The 17,197-nt window shown below is 71.8% G+C and carries 21 protein-coding genes; 12 read left to right on the top strand and 9 right to left on the bottom strand.

What is annotated here, in order from left to right; translation table 11 throughout:
- The first annotated feature begins 23 nt into the window (after positions 1–23).
- The gene (locus ACFYOP_RS05085) at positions 24–560 is read left to right on the top strand and encodes an O-acetyl-ADP-ribose deacetylase (RefSeq protein ID WP_356890374.1); all 537 of its coding nucleotides are present in this window, start codon (positions 24–26) and stop codon (positions 558–560) included.
- Here the strand turns inward: ACFYOP_RS05085 and ACFYOP_RS05080 are convergent.
- Positions 551–1,162, bottom strand: a complete 612-nt coding sequence (locus ACFYOP_RS05080) for a DUF4291 domain-containing protein (RefSeq protein WP_356890376.1) — start codon at positions 1,160–1,162, stop codon at positions 551–553. The two genes, ACFYOP_RS05085 and ACFYOP_RS05080, sit on opposite strands and share 10 nt — an antisense overlap.
- 115 nt (positions 1,163–1,277) lie before the next feature.
- On the opposite strand from ACFYOP_RS05080, the gene ACFYOP_RS05075 reads away from it, so the two are divergent.
- Both ACFYOP_RS05075 and ACFYOP_RS05070 read left to right on the top strand, forming a co-directional pair.
- Entirely contained in the window at positions 1,278–2,789 is a 1,512-nt protein-coding gene (locus ACFYOP_RS05075) for an AlkA N-terminal domain-containing protein (protein ID WP_356890378.1), read from the top strand.
- A gap of 12 nt (positions 2,790–2,801) precedes the next feature.
- Positions 2,802–3,311 (top strand): methylated-DNA--[protein]-cysteine S-methyltransferase, encoded by a 510-nt coding sequence (locus tag ACFYOP_RS05070; protein WP_356890380.1) that lies wholly within the window; start codon positions 2,802–2,804, stop codon positions 3,309–3,311.
- Positions 3,312–3,330: 19 nt separating this feature from the next.
- Here ACFYOP_RS05070 and ACFYOP_RS05065 read toward each other — a convergent pair whose 3' ends face one another.
- On the bottom strand, positions 3,331–4,053 hold the full coding sequence (locus ACFYOP_RS05065) for a Sir2 family NAD-dependent protein deacetylase (protein ID WP_356890382.1): 723 nt from the start codon (positions 4,051–4,053) through the stop codon (positions 3,331–3,333).
- 70 nt (positions 4,054–4,123) lie between these two features.
- Here ACFYOP_RS05065 and ACFYOP_RS05060 point away from each other — a divergent pair, with 70 nt between their 5' ends.
- Complete coding sequence (locus ACFYOP_RS05060) at positions 4,124–4,327, top strand: type II toxin-antitoxin system VapB family antitoxin (protein WP_356890384.1); 204 nt, start codon at positions 4,124–4,126, stop codon at positions 4,325–4,327.
- On the opposite strand, the gene ACFYOP_RS05055 is transcribed toward ACFYOP_RS05060, so the two are convergent.
- Together ACFYOP_RS05055 and ACFYOP_RS05050 are read right to left on the bottom strand one after the other, a co-directional pair.
- Complete coding sequence (locus ACFYOP_RS05055; protein WP_356890386.1) at positions 4,299–4,583, bottom strand: hypothetical protein; 285 nt, start codon at positions 4,581–4,583, stop codon at positions 4,299–4,301. The genes ACFYOP_RS05060 and ACFYOP_RS05055 overlap by 29 nt on opposite strands.
- 164 nt (positions 4,584–4,747) lie before the next feature.
- Entirely contained in the window at positions 4,748–4,957 is a 210-nt protein-coding gene (locus ACFYOP_RS05050) for a hypothetical protein (protein ID WP_356890388.1), read from the bottom strand.
- 451 nt (positions 4,958–5,408) lie between these two features.
- On the opposite strand from ACFYOP_RS05050, the gene ACFYOP_RS05045 reads away from it, so the two are divergent.
- The gene (locus tag ACFYOP_RS05045; protein ID WP_356890390.1) at positions 5,409–6,542 is read left to right on the top strand and encodes a glycerate kinase; all 1,134 of its coding nucleotides are present in this window, start codon (positions 5,409–5,411) and stop codon (positions 6,540–6,542) included.
- 286 nt (positions 6,543–6,828) lie between these two features.
- On the opposite strand, the gene ACFYOP_RS05040 is transcribed toward ACFYOP_RS05045, so the two are convergent.
- Positions 6,829–7,164 carry a carbohydrate binding domain-containing protein gene (locus ACFYOP_RS05040; RefSeq protein ID WP_356890392.1) on the bottom strand — a complete coding sequence of 112 codons (336 nt, stop codon included), beginning with the start codon at positions 7,162–7,164 and terminating at the stop codon, positions 6,829–6,831.
- Positions 7,165–7,568: 404 nt separating this feature from the next.
- On the opposite strand from ACFYOP_RS05040, the gene ACFYOP_RS05035 reads away from it, so the two are divergent.
- The 7 genes from ACFYOP_RS05035 to ACFYOP_RS05005 all read left to right on the top strand — a co-directional run bounded on the left by ACFYOP_RS05035 (position 7,569) and on the right by ACFYOP_RS05005 (position 13,705).
- Positions 7,569–8,369, top strand: coding sequence for an ABC transporter ATP-binding protein (locus ACFYOP_RS05035; protein WP_356890394.1), 801 nt, complete (start codon positions 7,569–7,571; stop codon positions 8,367–8,369).
- Positions 8,366–9,160 (top strand): ABC transporter ATP-binding protein, encoded by a 795-nt coding sequence (locus tag ACFYOP_RS05030; RefSeq protein ID WP_356890396.1) that lies wholly within the window; start codon positions 8,366–8,368, stop codon positions 9,158–9,160. The genes ACFYOP_RS05035 and ACFYOP_RS05030 overlap by 4 nt, the downstream gene beginning before the upstream one ends.
- Positions 9,157–10,047, top strand: coding sequence for a branched-chain amino acid ABC transporter permease (locus tag ACFYOP_RS05025; protein WP_356890398.1), 891 nt, complete (start codon positions 9,157–9,159; stop codon positions 10,045–10,047). The genes ACFYOP_RS05030 and ACFYOP_RS05025 overlap by 4 nt, the downstream gene beginning before the upstream one ends.
- 175 nt (positions 10,048–10,222) lie before the next feature.
- Positions 10,223–11,272, top strand: a complete 1,050-nt coding sequence (locus ACFYOP_RS05020) for a branched-chain amino acid ABC transporter permease (RefSeq protein ID WP_356891161.1) — start codon at positions 10,223–10,225, stop codon at positions 11,270–11,272.
- Positions 11,269–12,528, top strand: coding sequence for an ABC transporter substrate-binding protein (locus ACFYOP_RS05015; RefSeq protein WP_356890400.1), 1,260 nt, complete (start codon positions 11,269–11,271; stop codon positions 12,526–12,528). Before ACFYOP_RS05020 ends, ACFYOP_RS05015 begins: the two co-directional genes overlap by 4 nt.
- A 205-nt stretch (positions 12,529–12,733) precedes the next feature.
- Entirely contained in the window at positions 12,734–13,195 is a 462-nt protein-coding gene (locus ACFYOP_RS05010) for an SRPBCC family protein (protein WP_356890402.1), read from the top strand.
- A gap of 123 nt (positions 13,196–13,318) precedes the next feature.
- Entirely contained in the window at positions 13,319–13,705 is a 387-nt protein-coding gene (locus tag ACFYOP_RS05005; RefSeq protein WP_356890404.1) for a VOC family protein, read from the top strand.
- 79 nt (positions 13,706–13,784) lie between these two features.
- On the opposite strand, the gene pssA is transcribed toward ACFYOP_RS05005, so the two are convergent.
- The 4 genes from pssA to ACFYOP_RS04985 all read right to left on the bottom strand — a co-directional run bounded on the left by pssA (position 13,785) and on the right by ACFYOP_RS04985 (position 17,193).
- Positions 13,785–14,645 (bottom strand): CDP-diacylglycerol--serine O-phosphatidyltransferase, encoded by an 861-nt coding sequence (gene pssA / locus ACFYOP_RS05000; RefSeq protein WP_356890406.1) that lies wholly within the window; start codon positions 14,643–14,645, stop codon positions 13,785–13,787.
- A complete protein-coding gene (locus ACFYOP_RS04995) occupies positions 14,632–15,288 on the bottom strand; it encodes a phosphatidylserine decarboxylase (protein WP_356890408.1) in 657 nt (218 codons plus the stop codon). Before ACFYOP_RS04995 ends, pssA begins: the two co-directional genes overlap by 14 nt.
- A gap of 169 nt (positions 15,289–15,457) precedes the next feature.
- Positions 15,458–16,663 (bottom strand): acyl-CoA dehydrogenase family protein, encoded by a 1,206-nt coding sequence (locus ACFYOP_RS04990; RefSeq protein ID WP_356890410.1) that lies wholly within the window; start codon positions 16,661–16,663, stop codon positions 15,458–15,460.
- Positions 16,664–16,665: 2 nt separating this feature from the next.
- Positions 16,666–17,193, bottom strand: coding sequence for a MaoC family dehydratase (locus ACFYOP_RS04985; RefSeq protein WP_356891163.1), 528 nt, complete (start codon positions 17,191–17,193; stop codon positions 16,666–16,668).
- Positions 17,194–17,197: the final 4 nt, after the last annotated feature.

Here is a 17,197-nt window from a genome sequence, read left to right as displayed (position 1 = left end):
CCCGCAGCGGCCACCATGGGTGCATGACACAGCCTCAGCACCCGGCCATCACCCTCGTCCGCGGCGACATCACCGAGCAGCGCGCCGACGCGATCGTCAACGCCGCCAACTCCTCGCTCCTCGGCGGCGGCGGAGTCGACGGCGCCATCCACCGCAAGGGCGGTCCCGAGATCCTGGCCGCGTGCCGGGCCCTGCGCGCCTCCCACTACGGCAAGGGGCTGCCCACCGGGCAGGCCGTCGCCACCACCGCCGGGCGTCTCGGCGCCGCGCACGTCATCCACACCGTCGGTCCGGTGCACAGCACCTTTGAGGACCGGTCCGAACTGCTGGCCTCCTGCTACCGGGAATCGCTGCGCGTGGCCGCCGAGTTGGGCGCGCGGACCGTGGCGTTCCCCGCGATCTCGACCGGGGTCTACGGCTGGCCTCTCGACGACGGCGCACGCATCGCGGTCCGCACGGTGCGCGAGAGCGCCGCCGAACCGGTCACCAAGGTGCGCTTCGTGCTCTTCGACGAGACGGCGTACGCGGCGTTCGAGACCGCGCTGGCGTCCTACGGCTGACCCGGGCGCGCCCCGACGCGGTCGGCCGCCTGCGCCGGAAGCGGATACGTCCGCTCCGGCGGCAGCAGTTCCCGGGCCGCTTCGAGGTCGCCGGCCGCCACCGCCCGGTGGATCTCGTGCGCCAGCGGTGTCACGTCACGGATGCCGGTGATCCAGTCGTCGACGTACCGGTCGACCGCCGGCCCCGAGAGCCCGATCTGGATCGCCCGGTGCGGCAGCGGGTTCAGCCGCAGGTCCCGCTCGGGGTCCCACTGGACCCGGACCGGACTCGACCTGAGCGCTTCCCGCCAGTGGGCCTCGGTCGCGTAGCGGGACCGGTCGAAGTGACTGACGCAGGCGTGGGAGAGCGCCCACTCGAAGCCCTCCCGGCTGATCTGGATCGCGAGCACCCGTTCCTGGTCGGGCTTGGCGGCCCAGCCGCAGCGGTACATCATCCACAGGAACGACGGCTTGATCCACGTCATCCGCGTGCGTTTGAACGGGTCGACCAGGGTTCCCGCCGCCGACGCCGGGTCCGCGATCCGGGCGGCGTACGCCTGGTACACGGTGATCGTCTCATCGGTGAAGACCGCACGGACCTCATGCCGGGGAAGCTGCAGCATGGTGCGACCCTAGAAGCGGCCCGGGGCGTTCGGGAACTGGTTTTCGCCCTGGCAGGGCGAGGGTGGTGTCGGATTCCCGCCAGCCCTCGCGTCGCGCGGGCCTCATCCTGGACGCATGCACACCGACACCGAGCGCTGCGTGCGCGCCGTCCGGTCCAAGGACGCGCGGTTCGACGGATGGTTCTTCACCGCCGTGCTGACCACCCGGATCTACTGCCGTCCCAGCTGTCCCGTCGTGCCCCCGAAGGCCGGGAACATGACCTTCTACCCGAGCGCCGCCGCCTGCCAGCAGGCCGGCTTCCGGGCCTGCAAGCGGTGCAGGCCGGACAACAGCCCCGGTCGACCATGGGGGCACCTCCCAGGCCAAGGGCCCTGGGGGAGGAACGCGCGCGCCGACGCCGTCGCGCGGGCCATGCGGCTCATCAGGGACGGCGTCGTCGACCGGGAGGGCGTGCCGGGACTCGCCGCGCGGCTCGGTTACTCGGCCCGGCAGGTCGAGCGCCAGCTGCTCGCCGAACTGGGGGCCGGGCCGCTCGCGCTGGCCCGGGCGCAGCGCGCGCAGACCGCGCGGCTGCTCATCGAGACGACCCCGATGCCCATGGCCGAGGTCGCGTTCGCGGCCGGTTTCGCCTCCATCCGCACCTTCAACGACACCGTCCGCGAGGTCTTCGCCCTCGCCCCCGGCGAGCTGCGTGAACGTGCCGGACGCAGCCGCGCCGGGTCCTCGGCCCCGCCCACCCCGGGCGTGATCGCGCTCCGGCTCCCGTACCGGGCGCCCCTCGAACCGAGCAACCTCTTCGGCCATCTCGCCGCGACCGGGGTGCCCGGGGTGGAGGAGTGGCGGGACGGCGCGTACCGGCGCACGCTCCGGCTGCCGTACGGGCACGGGATCGTCGCCCTCACCCCGCACCCGGACCACATCGGCTGCCGGCTGTCGCTGACCGACCCGCGCGATCTGACCATCGCCATCAGCAGATGCCGGTGGATGCTCGACCTGGACGCCGATCCGGTCGCCGTCGACGACCAGCTGCGGGACGATCCGCTGCTGGCCCCGCTGGTCGACAAGGCACCCGGGCGGCGGGTGCCGCGCACCGTCGACGCGGCCGAGTTCGCCGTACGGGCCGTGCTCGGCCAGCAGGTCTCCACGGCCGCCGCCCGTACCCACGCGGGCCGGCTGGTCCAGGCGCACGGCGTGCCCGTGGCGGACCCGGAGGGCGGCCTTACCCACCTCTTCCCGGCCTCCGAGGCGCTGGCGGCGCTCGACCCCGAGGCCCTGGCGCTGCCCCGCAGCCGCCGCACGACCCTGACCACGCTGGTCGCCGCCCTCGCCGACGGGACGCTGAAGCTCGACCCCGGCAGCGACTGGGACCGGGCACGGGCTGACCTCACCGGCCTGCCCGGCTTCGGACCGTGGACCGTCGAGGTCATCGCCATGCGCGCCCTCGGCGACCCCGACGCCTTCCTGCCCACCGACCTCGGCGTACGGCGCGCCGCCGCCGCACTCGGGCTGCCCGCCACCCCCGCCGCGCTCACCGCACGCGCGGCGTCCTGGCGGCCCTGGCGCGCCTACGCCGTCCAGTACCTGTGGGCGTCGGACGACCACCCGATCAACCACCTTCCCGCGTAAGGAAGTCCAGCCATGACCGGCCTCACCACCACCAGGCGGCACACGGTCGTCGACAGCCCGTACGGCCCGCTGACGCTCGTGGCCACCGACGGCGTGCTGAGCGGCCTCTACATGACCGGCCAGCGGCACCGCCCCGCCGAGGAGACCTTCGGCGACCGCGACGAGGCGCCGTTCGGCGAGACGCTCCGTCAGCTCGAGGCGTACTTCGCCCGCGAACTGACCGACTTCGACCTGCCGATGCACTTCGAGGGCACGCCCTTCCAGCGCCGCGTCTGGGACCTGCTGCGGCACATCCCGTACGGCGAGACCCGCACCTACGGCGAGCTCGCCGAGGAACTGGGCAACCGGGGCGCCTCCCGCGCGGTCGGCCTCGCCAACGGCAAGAATCCGGTCGGCATCATCGTGCCCTGCCACCGCGTCATCGGCTCCTCCGGCAGCCTCGTCGGCTACGGTGGCGGACTGGACCGCAAACAGCGGCTGCTCGCATTCGAGCGCGGCGCGGCCGACGACGCGCTCTTCTAGCCGGCCGGGCCGGCTCCGGTCAACCGGCCAGCCGCTCCAGCAGCGCGGGCAGCGCCGTCCCGATCGGCTCCCTCACGACCTCGTCGGCCAGTTCGTCGTACGGCGTCGGCTCGGCGTTCACCACGATCAGCCGGGCGCCGTGCTCGGCCGCGACACCGGCCAGCGACGCGGCCGGCTGCACCTGGAGCGTCGTGCCGACGGCGACGAACACCTCGCACGCCTTGGCGACCGCCATGGACCGGCCGAGCACCACCGGATCCAGCCGCTCACCGAACATGACCGTCGCCGACTTGAGGATGCCGCCGCACACCCTGCACGCCGGGTCCTCCTCCCCGGCCGCGACGCGCGCCAGCGCCTCGTCCATCGGGGAGCGGGTATGGCAGCGGGTGCAGGTCACCGTCCGCGCGGTGCCGTGCAGTTCCAGCACCTTGCGGCCGGGCATCCCGCCGAGCTGGTGCAGCCCGTCCACGTTCTGGGTGATGACCCGCACCGCGACGCCCGGACGACGGTCGAGTGCGGCCACCGCCCGGTGCGCGGCGTTCGGCTCCGCGTTCCACGTCGCGCTCTCGCGCCGCATGATCCACGAGCGGCGGCGGATGTCGGGATCGGCCATGTAGCAGTCGTAGGTGACGAGCTTCCGGGCCTCCGGATCCTGCCGCCAAAGGCCCTGCGGGCCACGGTAGTCGGGGATGCCGGAGTCCGTGGAGACACCGGCGCCGCTCAGGATCGCGACGAGAGTCATGAGCCGAGATTACGCAGGCCGCTTCGCCGTTCGCGAACCTTTTCCACACCACCGGTGCTACCGTCCGATCATGGCGAAAGTCACGGTCACTCTCGACGCCGAACTGGTCGTCGAGGTCATGGTGCTGGCAGGCGTGGGCAGTCCGCAGGACGCGGTCGAACTCGTCGTGCGCGACTACATCGCGCGCGGCCACCGCACAGAGGCGCGCGCGGCCGCACGCGATGAGCCCCGCACACGGCGCGACATCACGCCTCCGGAACACCACCAGGCGTGACGGCGGTGAACGGCGTCGGCGCGGCGCCCGTCCAGCGCTGCAGCACGGCCTTCCCTCGCTGACGGGTGACACCGCCGTCCCGGACCTCGGCGGCGTCACCCACGTAGAACCGGCCGTCGTCCAGCGAGACCAGGCCGAACTGGCCGGGCGACTCCCAGCCGTAGGTGCCCGACGCCTTGTGCCGCAGCCCCTCCGGCAGCAGCGACAGCGGCGGGCCCCGCTCCGGCCGCCGCTGCCGCCGTATCGCGCCGGTCACCGGCGGACGGCTGCCGTCGACGACGAACAGCCCGTAGTTCGGGGAGGACGGACCGATCCGAGGGGGCGGCCGGCCAGGTCCGTCTTGACGATCCTGTCGGTGAACGAGAAGGAGAAGTGACGCCTGCCCGGGTCGAAGGCCATGCCCTGGAGGTGGCCGGACCGTCAGGTGCCGCCGGCCACGGAGGCGGGCAGCGCGCCCAGCGGGGCGGGGCCTGCGAGGAAGCGGGCGAAGCCGGGTCCGGACACGGCTCGCGCACCCGCGGGTGTCCGGGCGGATGTCTCGTGCGGGGCGGCGGCGGGTGCGGCGCCGGCGGTCGTCACCAGCGTCAGGGCGGCGACGGCGGTCAGCCAGCCGCGCAGCTGCAGGAACATGGTCCCTCCGGGTCCTGGGGATCCGGATGCTGCCCGGCGGGCGTGCACGGCCTCGGTCGGCGCGGACAACGCGCCGTGAACGCGCGTCTACGGTGCGCCCGTCGTCGGCGGAACGGTCGAACCACCGTTCCTGTTCAGTGAGCGGGAGTGAGTCCTCGCGGCGATCGGCGGGCGGCCCTGCCACGCACCCGGGCGACCGCCGGCAGCGCCCCCGGCCCGGCCTCCGGACCCGCTTCTCAGGCGTCCTGCACCGGGCGGCCCGGCGCAGACGTCCCGTCCAGGTCATGGCACGGAGCGCAGGTCAGGGACCGAGGCGACGCGCCGGACGGAATTCGTGCTTCACGACCATCTTCGGGGTGCGATGTCGGACGATGGCAGGGTGGCACGCCCTCCGGCGGTGCCGATAAGGTCGGGGCGGCGCGACTGCCTGTTCGATAGCAAGGGATACAAGGTGACGGACGGAGCAGTTACTCAGCCCGCGCGGGTGCTCGTCGCGGCTGACAAGTTCAAGGGCTCGCTCACGGCCGTGCAGGTCGCCGAGCGGGTGACGGCAGGTCTGCAGCGGATCGTGCCCGGGCTGGCCGTCGAGGCCCTGCCCGTGGCCGACGGCGGCGACGGCACGGTCGCGGCGGCGGTCGCGGCCGGGTTCGAACGGCGCGAGGTGCCGGTCACCGGGCCGCGCGGCGAGCCGCTCACCGCGGCGTACGCCCTGCGGGACGGCACCGCCGTGGTCGAGATGGCCGAGGCCTCCGGCCTCCAGCACCTGCCGGCGGGCGTCTTCGCGCCGCTGACCGCGACGACGTACGGCTCCGGGGAGCTGCTGCTCGCCGCGGTCGAGGCGGGCGCGCGCACGATCGTCTTCGGCGTCGGCGGGAGCGCGACCACCGACGGCGGTGCCGGGATGCTCACCGCGCTCGGCGCGCGCTTCCTCGACGCGTCCGGCCGGCCCGTGCCGCCCGGCGGCGGGGGCCTGCGCGAACTGGCCACCGCCGACCTGTCCGGGCTCGACGCCCGGATCAAGGACGTGGACCTGATCCTCGCGAGCGACGTCGACAACCCGCTGACCGGGCCGAAGGGCGCGCCCGCGGTCTACGGCCCGCAGAAGGGCGCCACGCCCGAGGACGTCGCCGTCCTCGACGAGGCCCTCGCGCACTACGCGTCCGTCCTCGGCCCCGGCCAGGCGGACTCGCCCGGCGCGGGCGCGGCGGGCGGCATCGGCTACGGGGCGCTCGTCGCTCTCGGCGCGCGTTTCCGGCCCGGTATCGAGGTCATGCTCGACGTCCTCGGCTTCGCGCCCGCGCTGGCGCGGGCGACCCTCGTCATCACCGGCGAGGGCTCCCTCGACGAGCAGACCCTGCACGGCAAGGCGCCCGCGGGCGTCGCGGCGGCCGCCCGTGCGCGCGGCGTCGAGGTCGTCGCGGTCTGCGGCCGCCTGGCGCTTCCCCCGGAGGCCCTCGGCCGCGCGGGCATCCGCCGCGCCTACGCTCTGACGGCGCTCGAGCCGGACCCGGCGAAGTCGATGGCGGAGGCGGGGCCGCTGCTGGAGCGGGCGGCGGAGTCGATCGCCCGGGACTTTTTGACGTGACGTGACGTGACGTGACGTGACCGGTGCGGGTCGGACCGGGGGCTTGTCCCCCACCCCGCCCCTTACCCGAACCGGGCTCCGCGCGGATGACCCGGTACCGCGCTCCGAGCGGTGGCCGCAAACGCCTGCCGGGCTGGATTTCGCTCCGCGACATCAGCCCCGTCGGCGTTTGAGGCGCCGGGCTCGGGGCAGCGCCCCGAAACCGCCACGCCCCCGCTCTCCGATGGCCCGTCCTGGTTCCTTCGGGGCCGGCTCCTTCCCGGGCCGGGTTCTTAGGCTCGGGTGACTACTTCAGGTCGGGCCCGGCGGCGCCGATCTTCCCCGAGCCGTTCACGACGTAGACGCGGAGATTGCCCGTGCCGGGGGCGGCGACGCTGAGCTTCCGCATGCCGACACCCGGGACGGCGGTCCAGGCGCCGCCTGCGGGCTGGTGGTGGATGTCGGCGGAGGTCCAGCCGAGGGTCGCCGTGGAGTAGTAGACCGTCGCCGTGTTCTTCGCCGCGGAGGACGGTGCGAACGGGGGCGGCGCGCCGGCGGGCATCGCGGTCAGCACTCCGGCGATTCCGGCGGCTGCCACCACGGCGACAGTCGGGCGCGTGAGCCAGGTGGCGGTGCGTTTCATGCTCTCTCCAGGGAAGGCCGCGGCTGCCGGCTCTCCGGGCGCCGGGAGAAGCGCCCGTCCGGCCGCCTCCCCTGACGAGCTCAGGGCTCCGGCGCGGGATTCCGCGCTGGAAAGGCGAACGTACAGTCTCTGAAACCCCTCACAGCGGCGGCAAGTTACTCGGTGAACCCCGCTCCGTAAAGAGTTCCGGCACCGGCTTTCCGCCGGCCTGCCCGGTGCACGAAGGCGGCCCGCCCCCCTCTGCGCGCCGGTCCGCACGTTGTGCCGCCGCACAAGGGGCGGGTCCCGCCGCTGGTCAGACGCAGCGAGTCGTCCTTCAGGCATGGACCCCGACCACCCCCCGGTGCTGATGTTGGCCCCCGAGAGGCGAGCCGACCGTTGGCGAGCCGGACAAGGGGTTGCGTATGGCCGCCGCGCTTGAGGTGCGGGCGCTGTCCGTGGGGTACGGCCCGGTACGGGCGTTGCGGGACGTGTCCGTCGACGTGCCCGAGGGCGCCGTCGTCGCCGTGCTCGGGGGGAACGGCGCCGGCAAGTCCACCCTGCTGCGGGCGGTGTCACGCACACTGCCGTTCCAGCGTGGGCGGGTCACCGCGGGGACGATCACGTTCGAGGGCCGCCCCCTCCACGGACTCGCCGCCGCCGGCGTCGTGGCCGCCGGGGTCGTCCAGGTCCCCGAGGGCCGGCAGGTCTTCGCACGGATGACCGTGGCGGACAATCTGCGGGCCGGCACACTCGGGGTGCGCGGCCGGCGTGAGTCCGCCGCCGCGCTCGCCCGCGTCCATGAACTGTTCCCCGTACTGGCCGACCGCGCCCATCAGAAGGCCGGCCTGCTGTCCGGCGGCGAGCAGCAGATGCTCGCCATGGGGCGGGCGCTGATGGCCAGGCCGCGCATGCTGCTGCTGGACGAGCCGTCGCTCGGCCTCGCCCCGCTGATGGCGGAGCGGATCGCCGAAACGGTCCAGGAGATCAACGCCGCCGGCACATCCGTGCTCCTCGTCGAGCAGAACGCGGCGATCGCCCTGCGCCTCGCCTCCTCCGCCTACGTCCTCGACGTCGGCGAGGTCGCGCTCTCCGGGCCCGCCGACGAACTGGCGGCCTCCGACGAGGTCCGGCGCCGCTACCTCGGCGTCGTCGACGAGAGCGCCGCGCAGGACGCCGACGGCGCCCGGCGCGCGGCGCCCACCCTCAGGAGGTGGTCGGCATGAGCACGACGACGACCGTCACCGACGTGGCGCTCACCGTCGAGGACGTCACCGTCCGCTTCGCCGGGCTCACCGCCCTCGACGGGGTGTCGTTCACCGTCGAGCCGGGCAGCGTGCACGCCGTCATCGGACCGAACGGGGCCGGCAAGTCCACCACGTTCAACGTCCTCTCCGGTGTCTACCAGGCGACCGAGGGCCGCGTCCGCTTCGGCGACGACGAGCTCACCGGCCTCCCGCCGCACCGCATCGCGGCCCTCGGCGTGGCCCGCACCTTCCAGAACCTGGCGCTGCCGCCCAGCGCCACGGTCGCCGACAGCCTGCTGCTCGGCCGGCACCGGCTCACCCGCACCGGGTTCGTGGCGGCGGGACTGCGGCTGCCGTCGGCGGTCCGCGAGGAGCGCCGGCACCGCGAACGCGTCGCGGAGATCGCCGAGTTCGTCGGTCTCGCGGACGACCTCCACCGGCGCGCCGGTGAACTCCCCTACGGAAAGCAGAAGCTCGTGGAACTGGGCCGCGCCCTGTGCATGGAGCCGCGGATCCTGCTCCTCGACGAACCCGTCGCCGGCATGACCGCCGACGAACGACGGCAGACCGCCGCGGTCGTCGCCGGCGTACGCGACAGCCTCGGAATATCGATCGTGCTCGTGGAACATGACATGGGGGTGGTGATGCGGCTCGCGGACGCCGTGACCGTGCTCGACTTCGGACGCCGTATCGCGGGCGGCACGCCCGCCCAGGTGCAGAGTGATCCGGCAGTCGTCCAGGCGTACCTCGGTACGGAGGCCACGCCATGACCACCTTCACCGAACTCCTCCTCGGCGGACTGTCCATCGGCTCCGTCTACGCCCTGATCGCCCTCGGCTTCGTCGTGATCTTCAAGGCGACCGAGGTGGTCAACTTCGCCCACGCCTCGCTGCTCCTCGCCGGCGGCTACATCACCGCCGTGCTCCACGACGACCTCGGCTTCTGGCCGGCGCTGGCCGTCGGCATCGCGGGCGCGGCGGTCGTCGGCTCCGCCGTCGACTTCCTCGTCATGCGCCGCTACCGGGGCTCCGACCACAGCGTCCTCGCCATCGTCACGATCGGCGTCGACATCCTCCTCACCACCGAACTCACCCGGATGATCGGCACGGACGTGCTGGCGCTCGGCGACCCGTGGGGCGACCGGGTCGTGAACCTCGGTGAGATCACCATCGCCCAGACGAGGATCGCGGCGTTCGTCGCGGCGGCCCTGCTCATCACGGCCTTCCTGCTGGCCTTCCGCTACACCTCGTGGGGCGTGGCGATGCGGGCGGCGGCCGAGAATCCGCAGACGGCCGCGCTGATGGGCGTACGCCTCGGCCGGGTGTCCATGTCGGCGTGGGCGGTCGCCGGCGCGCTCGCGGCGGTGGCGGCGCTGTTCCTGACCGTCTTCCCGACGCCCGGCCTGGAACGTGCGACGTCGCTCGCCGCCCTCAAGGCGTTCCCCGCGGCGATCCTCGGCGGCCTCGACTCGACGACGGGCGCGCTGGCCGGGGGGCTGATCGTCGGAGTCACGGAGTCGTTCGCGACGGGCTACCAGAGCGAACTGACCTTCCTGGGCGGCGGGATCGGCGACCTCGCCCCGTATCTGGTGATGCTGCTCGTGCTGCTCGTGCGGCCGGCCGGACTCTTCGGCACGAAGGAGCTCGCGCGTGTCTGACACCTCCCGCCCGCGCCCGGACGCCGGGCCCACGCCCCCGCCGGAGCCGGCGACGCCGACCGAGCCCGCGGCAGCCAGGCCCGAGCCCGCTCGGGCCGAGCCGACCCCCGCCGAGCAAGAGACCGACCCCGCGCCGGCCAAAGCCGCCGCCGTCACGCGGCCCGGGTGGTCGCGGCTGCGGCCACGGTCCCGCGCGTACGTCTGGGGCCTGCTGTCGGTCCTCCTCCTCGTGCTGCCCTTCTACCTCGACCGCTTCTGGCTGCAGGCCGGGCTGTTCGCCATGGCCGCCGCCATCGGGGCCATCGGGCTCAACCTGCTGACCGGCGCGACCGGGCAGCTCTCCATGGGCCACGCCTTCTTCCTAGCGGTCGGCGCGTACGGCTACTCCGTACTGGCCGGCGGGAACGACGTCGAGAGCGGCCACGAGCTCACCGGGCTCGGCCTGCCGACCTGGCTGGCCGCCGTGCTCGCCGTCTGCCTCGCGGGGCTGGCGGGCGGCCTGTTCAGCCCGATCGCGGGCCGGCTGCGCGGGGCGTACCTCGGTATCGCGACCCTCGCGCTGATCTTCGTCGGCCAGCATGTGCTGTTCAACGCCCGTGATCTGACCGGCGGTTTCAACGGCCGGTCGGTGCCCCCGCTGTCCCTCTTCGGGTTCGACTTCGACGACACGGAAGTACTCGTCGCCGCGGTCCCGTTCCAGTCGATGGAGAAGCTCTGGTACGTCGCGCTCGTCGCGCTCCTCGTCTGCGGGCTGTTCGCCCGCGGCGTGCTCCGCGGCCGGCCCGGCCGGGCGATGAACGCCCTGCGGGACCACCGGATCGCCGCCGGTGTGATGGGCGTGCCGGTGGCCCGCTACCGGGCCTCCGTCTTCGTCCTGTCGTCGATGTACGCGGGCCTCGCCGGCGTCCTGCTCGCGCTGGTCTTCCAGCGGACCGTGCCCGAGTACTTCGGCATGATCCTCTCCCTCGAATACCTGGCCATGATCGTCATCGGCGGTCTCGGCACGGTCGCGGGAGCCGTCGTCGGCGCGGTGTTCGTCTCGCTGCTGCCCCAGGTGCTCACCCGCTGGAGCGACGCCCTGCCCCTGGTCTCCGCACCGGGCACCGGCGGCGTCTCCCCGGGAGAGGCCTCCCGCTATCTGTACGGCGCGGCTGTCGTCGCGGTCGTGCTGTTCCTGCCCGGCGGACTCACCCGCCTCGTTCCGTCCCCTCGGGAGAAGAAATGAAGTCAAGAACGTACGCGGCGGTTCTCGCCGTCCTCGCGCTGACGGTGACGGCCGGCTGCAGCTCCAAGGCCACCACCGGCGACGGGGACACCAAGGGCGCCGGGGGAGTGAAGACCGGGGAGGGCGTCACCGACAAGGCGATCACGCTGGGCGTGCTCACCGACATGACCGGTGTCTACGCGTCGCTCGGCAAGAGCGTCACCCAGGCCCAGCAGCTGTGGGCGAAGCAGACCAACGAGGCCGGCGGCATCTGCGACCGGAAGATCGAACTGACCGTGCGCGACCACGGTTACGACCCGCAGAAGGCGCTCGCCGGCTACACCGAGCTCGAGCCGAAGGTGCTCGGTTTCGCGCAGTTCATCGGCTCGCCGTTCGTCGCGGCCGTGGAGCAGCGCATCGACGGCCAGGACAAGGGGCTGGTCATGCCCCAGGCATGGTCCGCGAACCTGCTCGGCAGCCCGTACGTCCGCGTGGTCGGCGCGACGTACGACATCGAGACGATCAACGCCGTCGACTACCTGCTCGCCGAGAAGCGCATCGCCAAGGGCGACAAGATCGGGCACGTCTTCTTCGAGGGCGACTACGGCGAGAACGCGCTGGCCGGCTCGAAGTACGCGGCCGAGCAGGCCGGGCTCACCGTCGTCGAGCAGAAGATCAAGCCGACCGACAACGACATGTCGGCGCAGGTCGCGGCCCTCAAGAAGGCGGGCGTGAAGGCGATCCTGCTCAGCGCCGGTCCGCGGCAGGCGGCCTCGCTGGCCGGTGTGGCGGCGGCGGGCGGCTTCAACGTGCCGATCGTCGGCAACAACTCCGCGTTCGCGCCGCAGCTCCTGGGCACGCCGGCGGCGCCGGCGCTGACCAAGGACTTCTACATCGCCGCCTCCACGCTCCCCATCGGAGCGCCGGACGCGGGCCCGTCGAAGCTCGCCAAGGAGTACACGGCCGCCTACCCGAAGGACGGCCTCGACAACGGCGTGGTCGCCGGACACACGGCGGCGGCGGTCTTCGGCGAGGCGCTGAAGAAGGCGTGCGCGGACAAGGACCTGACGAGGGAAGGGGTCGGCAAGGCGCTGCTCACGCTGGGCGCGTACGAGAACGGCTTCGGCATCACCCACGACTTCTCCGACCCGAAGGCGCCCTCCACCCGCCAGAGCCTGATCATGAAGCCCGACAAGTCCGTTCCCGGCGGCCTGAAGGTGGTCCGCGAGGCGACGGCCGCGAAGGCGGCGGAGTCCTACAAGCCGGCAGGCGGCTGACCCGACCGGCCATCGACCGCACCCCCCTGGCGCACGCCGCCCGGGGGGTGCGGTGTTTCCGGGCGGGGCGGCGGGCCGTACTCGGCGGGTGCAGGAACGCCGCCGCTGGGTACCCGCCCCGGTGCACGGCCCGCAGGCACACCATGCCCGCGGCGGACCGTGCGGATCCGAGCAGGACCACGCAGAACCGTCAGGAGGCGCAGTAATGAGCACGGTGAAGGAGACCGTCGAGGTCGAGGTCCCGGTCAGCACCGCCTACAACCAGTGGACCCAGTTCGAGGAGTTCCCGAACTTCATGGAGGGCGTCGAGGAGATCACCCAGCTCGACGACCGCCACAACCACTGGACCACGAAGATCGGGGGAGTGCGGCGTGAGTTCGACACCGAGATCGTCGACCAGCTCCCCGACGAGCGGATCGCGTGGCGCACCGTCCGCGGCGACACCAAGCAGCGGGGCATGGTCAGCTTCCAGCGTCTCGACGACACGCACACCCGCGTGGAACTCGTGATGGACGTCGAGCCGGGCGGCATGGCGGAGAAGACCGGTGACATGGCCGGCATGATCGACCGGCGGGTGAAGGGCGACATGCGCCGCTTCAAGGAGTACATCGAGCACCGCGGCGGCGAGAGCGGCGCCTGGCGCGGCCGCATCGCGCCCGGAGGATGACCCCCGGCCCATGACCTCGCCCATGCCCCCGCCGGCCCATGACCCTGGCCCGTCCGGGGCGTATGCCGCGGCGGGGGCCGTCACCGGTGACCGGTGGCGGCCCCCGCGGCTACGCTCGGACGCATGGTGCATGTACTGGGCAGCAGGACGCTGCTGAGCCCCACCGATCCGCAGCGCTCCCGCGACTTCTACGGCAGCGCGCTGGGGCTGGCGGTCTACCGTGAATTCGGGACCGGCACGGACCGGGGGACGGTGTACTTCCTCGGTGGCGGGTTCCTCGAACTCTCCGGCCGCTCCGACGCCCCGCCCTCGCCGGCCGTGCGGCTGTGGCTCCAGGTCCCCGATGCGCGGGCCGCCCACGACGAGCTGCTGGCGCGGGGCGTGCAGATCCTGCGGGAGCCGCTGCGGGAGCCGTGGGGGCTGATCGAGATGTGGATCGCGGACCCGGACGGGGTGCGTATCGCGCTGGTCGAGGTGCCGGAGGACCATCCGCTGCGCTACCGCCCCTGAGGCCGGCGGCGGGCCCGGAAACGCAGAGAACCCCGGAGGCGAATGCCTCCGGGGTTCTCTGCGCGTGTGTCAGAACCCGCTACGGGATCTGCGCCGCCCGAGCCTCGCGGCTCTCGCGGCGGTTGTCACGGAACGTGTTCACGCGGCGAGCGGTGGCGAAGAGGGGGATCGTCGCCGCCATCACGATCTGGAGCGCGCAGCCCATCTGCAGCAGCACCTGGCCGCCGGGCGCGTCGAACGCCCACGCCGCCAGCATGCCCATGGCCGCCACGATCCAGGCCAGCACCGCCACCGCGAGGACGCCCCGCGGCTTCGGGTACTCGACCCGGCTCACCATCAGCCACGCGGTGCCGACGACCGCCAGCAGCGTCGCCTCGAACGGCAGCTCGAGCAGCACGATCGACACGACCGTGAGCGCGCCGAACGGCGATGGCATCCCCTGGAAGGTGCCGTCCTTCACGGTGACGCACGAGAAGCGGGCAAGCCGCAGCACCACCGCCAACAGCACAACGATCGCGCCCACCGCCGCGACCCGCTCGTGCGCGTCACTCGCGACCATGCCGTACACGAGCACGAAGTACGCGGGGGCCAGGCCGAAGCTGATCAGGTCGGAGAGGTTGTCCAGCTCCGCGCCCATCGGCGACGACCGGAGCTTGCGGGCGACGAGGCCGTCGAACAGGTCGAAGACCGCCGCGCACAGCATCAGTATCACGGCCGTGGCCGCGCTGTTGCGGGCCATGCCCGACTCGTCGCCGGAGAGGTGCGGGATGAGGATGCCCGTGGTGGTGAAGTACACCGCCATGAAGCCGCACGTCGCGTTACCGAGCGTGAGGGTGTCCGCTATCGACAGCCGGAGAGACAGCGGCATTTCCTCCGCGTCGTCTTCCTCGTCCTCCGCGACCCAGTTCGTCGCCTGTGTATCGGGATCAATCACGGTCAATTCGAGTCACCCCCGCAGTCGTGGTCTGACCGACCTCGACCGCGACGTCGACACCTTCCGGAAGGTAGATGTCAACGCGCGATCCGAAGCGGATCAGTCCGATGCGGTCGCCCTGCTCGACCTTGGTGCCCTGCGGAATGTACGGGACGATCCGCCGCGCGACCGCGCCGGCGATCTGCACCATCTCGATGTCACCGAGCTCGGTGTCGAAGTGCCAGACAACGCGCTCGTTGTTCTCGCTCTCCTTGTTGAACGCGGGGACGAAGCCGCCCGGGATGTGCTCCACCGACGTCACCGTGCCCGCGAGAGGCGCGCGGTTCACGTGGACGTTGAGCGGGCTCATGAAGATCGCGACGCGGGTGCGTCCGTCCTTCCACGGCATGATGCTCTGCACCACACCGTCGGCGGGCGAGATGACCCGGCCGGGTGCGATCTCACGCTCGGGGTCGCGGAAGAACCACAGCATGCCCGCCGCGAGAACGGTGGTGGGCACGGCGATGGCCGCGGCACGCCGGGAGCGGCGTGAGCGGGCCAGGCTGAGTGCGGCCGTGGCGACGGTCGGCAGGAGCCACGGCGATGCTCCGCGAGCGATGCGCGCGCCACGGAGGCTGTCGCGAGGTGCAGAGGTTTGGCTGTGGGGCATGGATGACCTTCGTAGCGGATGATGCCGCGCTGGCAACGGGGGACGGCGGCTTTCCCGCGATCGTATCGGTTGCGACCGGCAACTGGGAAAGGCAGAAGCCGAGTCGGCGGCCGGAAGATGATGACAGGGTGTGATCATCTTCCGGCCGTAACCGACTCAAAAGCGACAATCAACCCTGGAATCGGTACTCCTCGAGCAGCCGGCGGCCGATGATCATTTTCTGGATCTCGGCGGTACCTTCGCCGATCAGCAGCATCGGAGCCTCACGGTAGAGGCGCTCGATCTCGTACTCCTTGGAGAAGCCGTAACCGCCGTGGATGCGGAAGGCGTCCTCGACGACTTCCTTGCAGTATTCGGAGGCGAGGTACTTCGCCATCCCTGCCTCCAGGTCGTTTCGTTCCCCGGAGTCCTTTTTGCGCGCTGCATTGACCATCATCGCATGCGCGGCCTCGACCTTGGTGGCCATCTCGGCGAGCTTGAACTGAATCGCCTGGTGGGCGGCGATCGGCTTGCCGAAAGTGTGACGCTGCTGGGCATACGAGACACCCAGCTCGAAGGCACGCTGTGCGACGCCGCAGCCACGGGCCGCGACATTGACGCGGCCGACCTCGACGCCGTCCATCATTTGGTAAAACCCTCGGCCGGTGGTCCCGCCGAGCACCCGGTCGGCCGGAATCCGCAGGCCGTCCATGATCAGCTCGGTCGTGTCGACGCCCTTGTAGCCCATCTTGTCGATCTTGCCCGGGATGGTGAGGCCGGGGCGGACCTCTCCGAAACCGGGCTCCTTCTCGACGAGGAAGGTCGTCATCGACTTGTGCGGAGCGGACCCCTCGGGGTGTCCTTCGTCACTCCGGCACAGCACCGCGACCAGAGTGGACGTGCCGCCGTTCGTCAGCCACATCTTCTGGCCGTTCAGGACGTACTCGTCGCCGTCCTTCACGCCCTTGGACGTGATGGCCGACACATCGGAGCCGAGACCCGGCTCCGACATCGAGAACGCGCCCCGCACCTCGCCCAGCGCCATCCGCGGCAGGAAGGTGTCCTTCTGCTCCTGCGTGCCGTGCTGCTTGAGCATGTACGCCACGATGAAGTGCGTGTTGATGATGCCGGAGACGGACATCCAGCCGCGGGCGATCTCCTCGACGCACAGCGCGTACGTGAGAAGGGACTCACCCAGGCCGCCGTACTCCTCCGGGATCATCAGGCCGAACAGGCCGAGTTCCTTGAGACCGTCGACGATCTCCTGCGGGTACTCGTCCTTGTGCTCCAGCCCGGTCGCGACAGGGATGATCTCCTTGTCGACGAAGTCCCGGACGGTGGACAGGATCTCCTGCTGGACGTCGGTCAGACCTGCGGTCTGGGCGAGTCGGGCCATGACTACTTCTCCTGCTTCGTCTTCGAACTGTCCAGCAGTTCGGGGCGGCCGGGCTGCTCGCCGCCGCGCTCCTTGATGTACGTCTCGGTCGGGACCATCACCTTGCGCCGGAAGACGCAGACGAGGGTGCCGTCCTGCTTGTAGCCCTTGGTCTCGACGTAGACGATCCCGCGGTCGCTCTTCGACTTCGACGGAGTCTTGTCGAGGACCGTCGTCTCGCCGTAGATCGTGTCGCCGTGGAAGGTCGGGGCCACGTGGCGCAGCGACTCGATCTCCAGGTTGGCGATGGCCTTGCCCGAGACGTCCGGCACGGACATGCCGAGCAGCAGCGAGTAGATGTAGTTCCCGACGACGACGTTCCGGCCGAAGTCCGTCGTCTTCTCCGCATAGTTGGTGTCCATGTGGAGCGGGTGGTGGTTCATCGTCAGGAGACAGAAGAGGTGGTCGTCGTACTCGGTGACCGTCTTCCCGGGCCAGTGCTTGTAGACCGCCCCGACCTCGAACTCCTCGTAGGTGCGTCCGAACTGCATCTGC

The sequence above is a fragment of the Streptomyces sp. NPDC006294 genome (genome assembly GCF_042870895.1).
In the GTDB taxonomy this organism is placed as follows: domain Bacteria; phylum Actinomycetota; class Actinomycetes; order Streptomycetales; family Streptomycetaceae; genus Streptomyces.
Note: the sequence above shows the minus strand (reverse complement) of the source record. Positions and strands in the feature narration are given on the sequence as shown.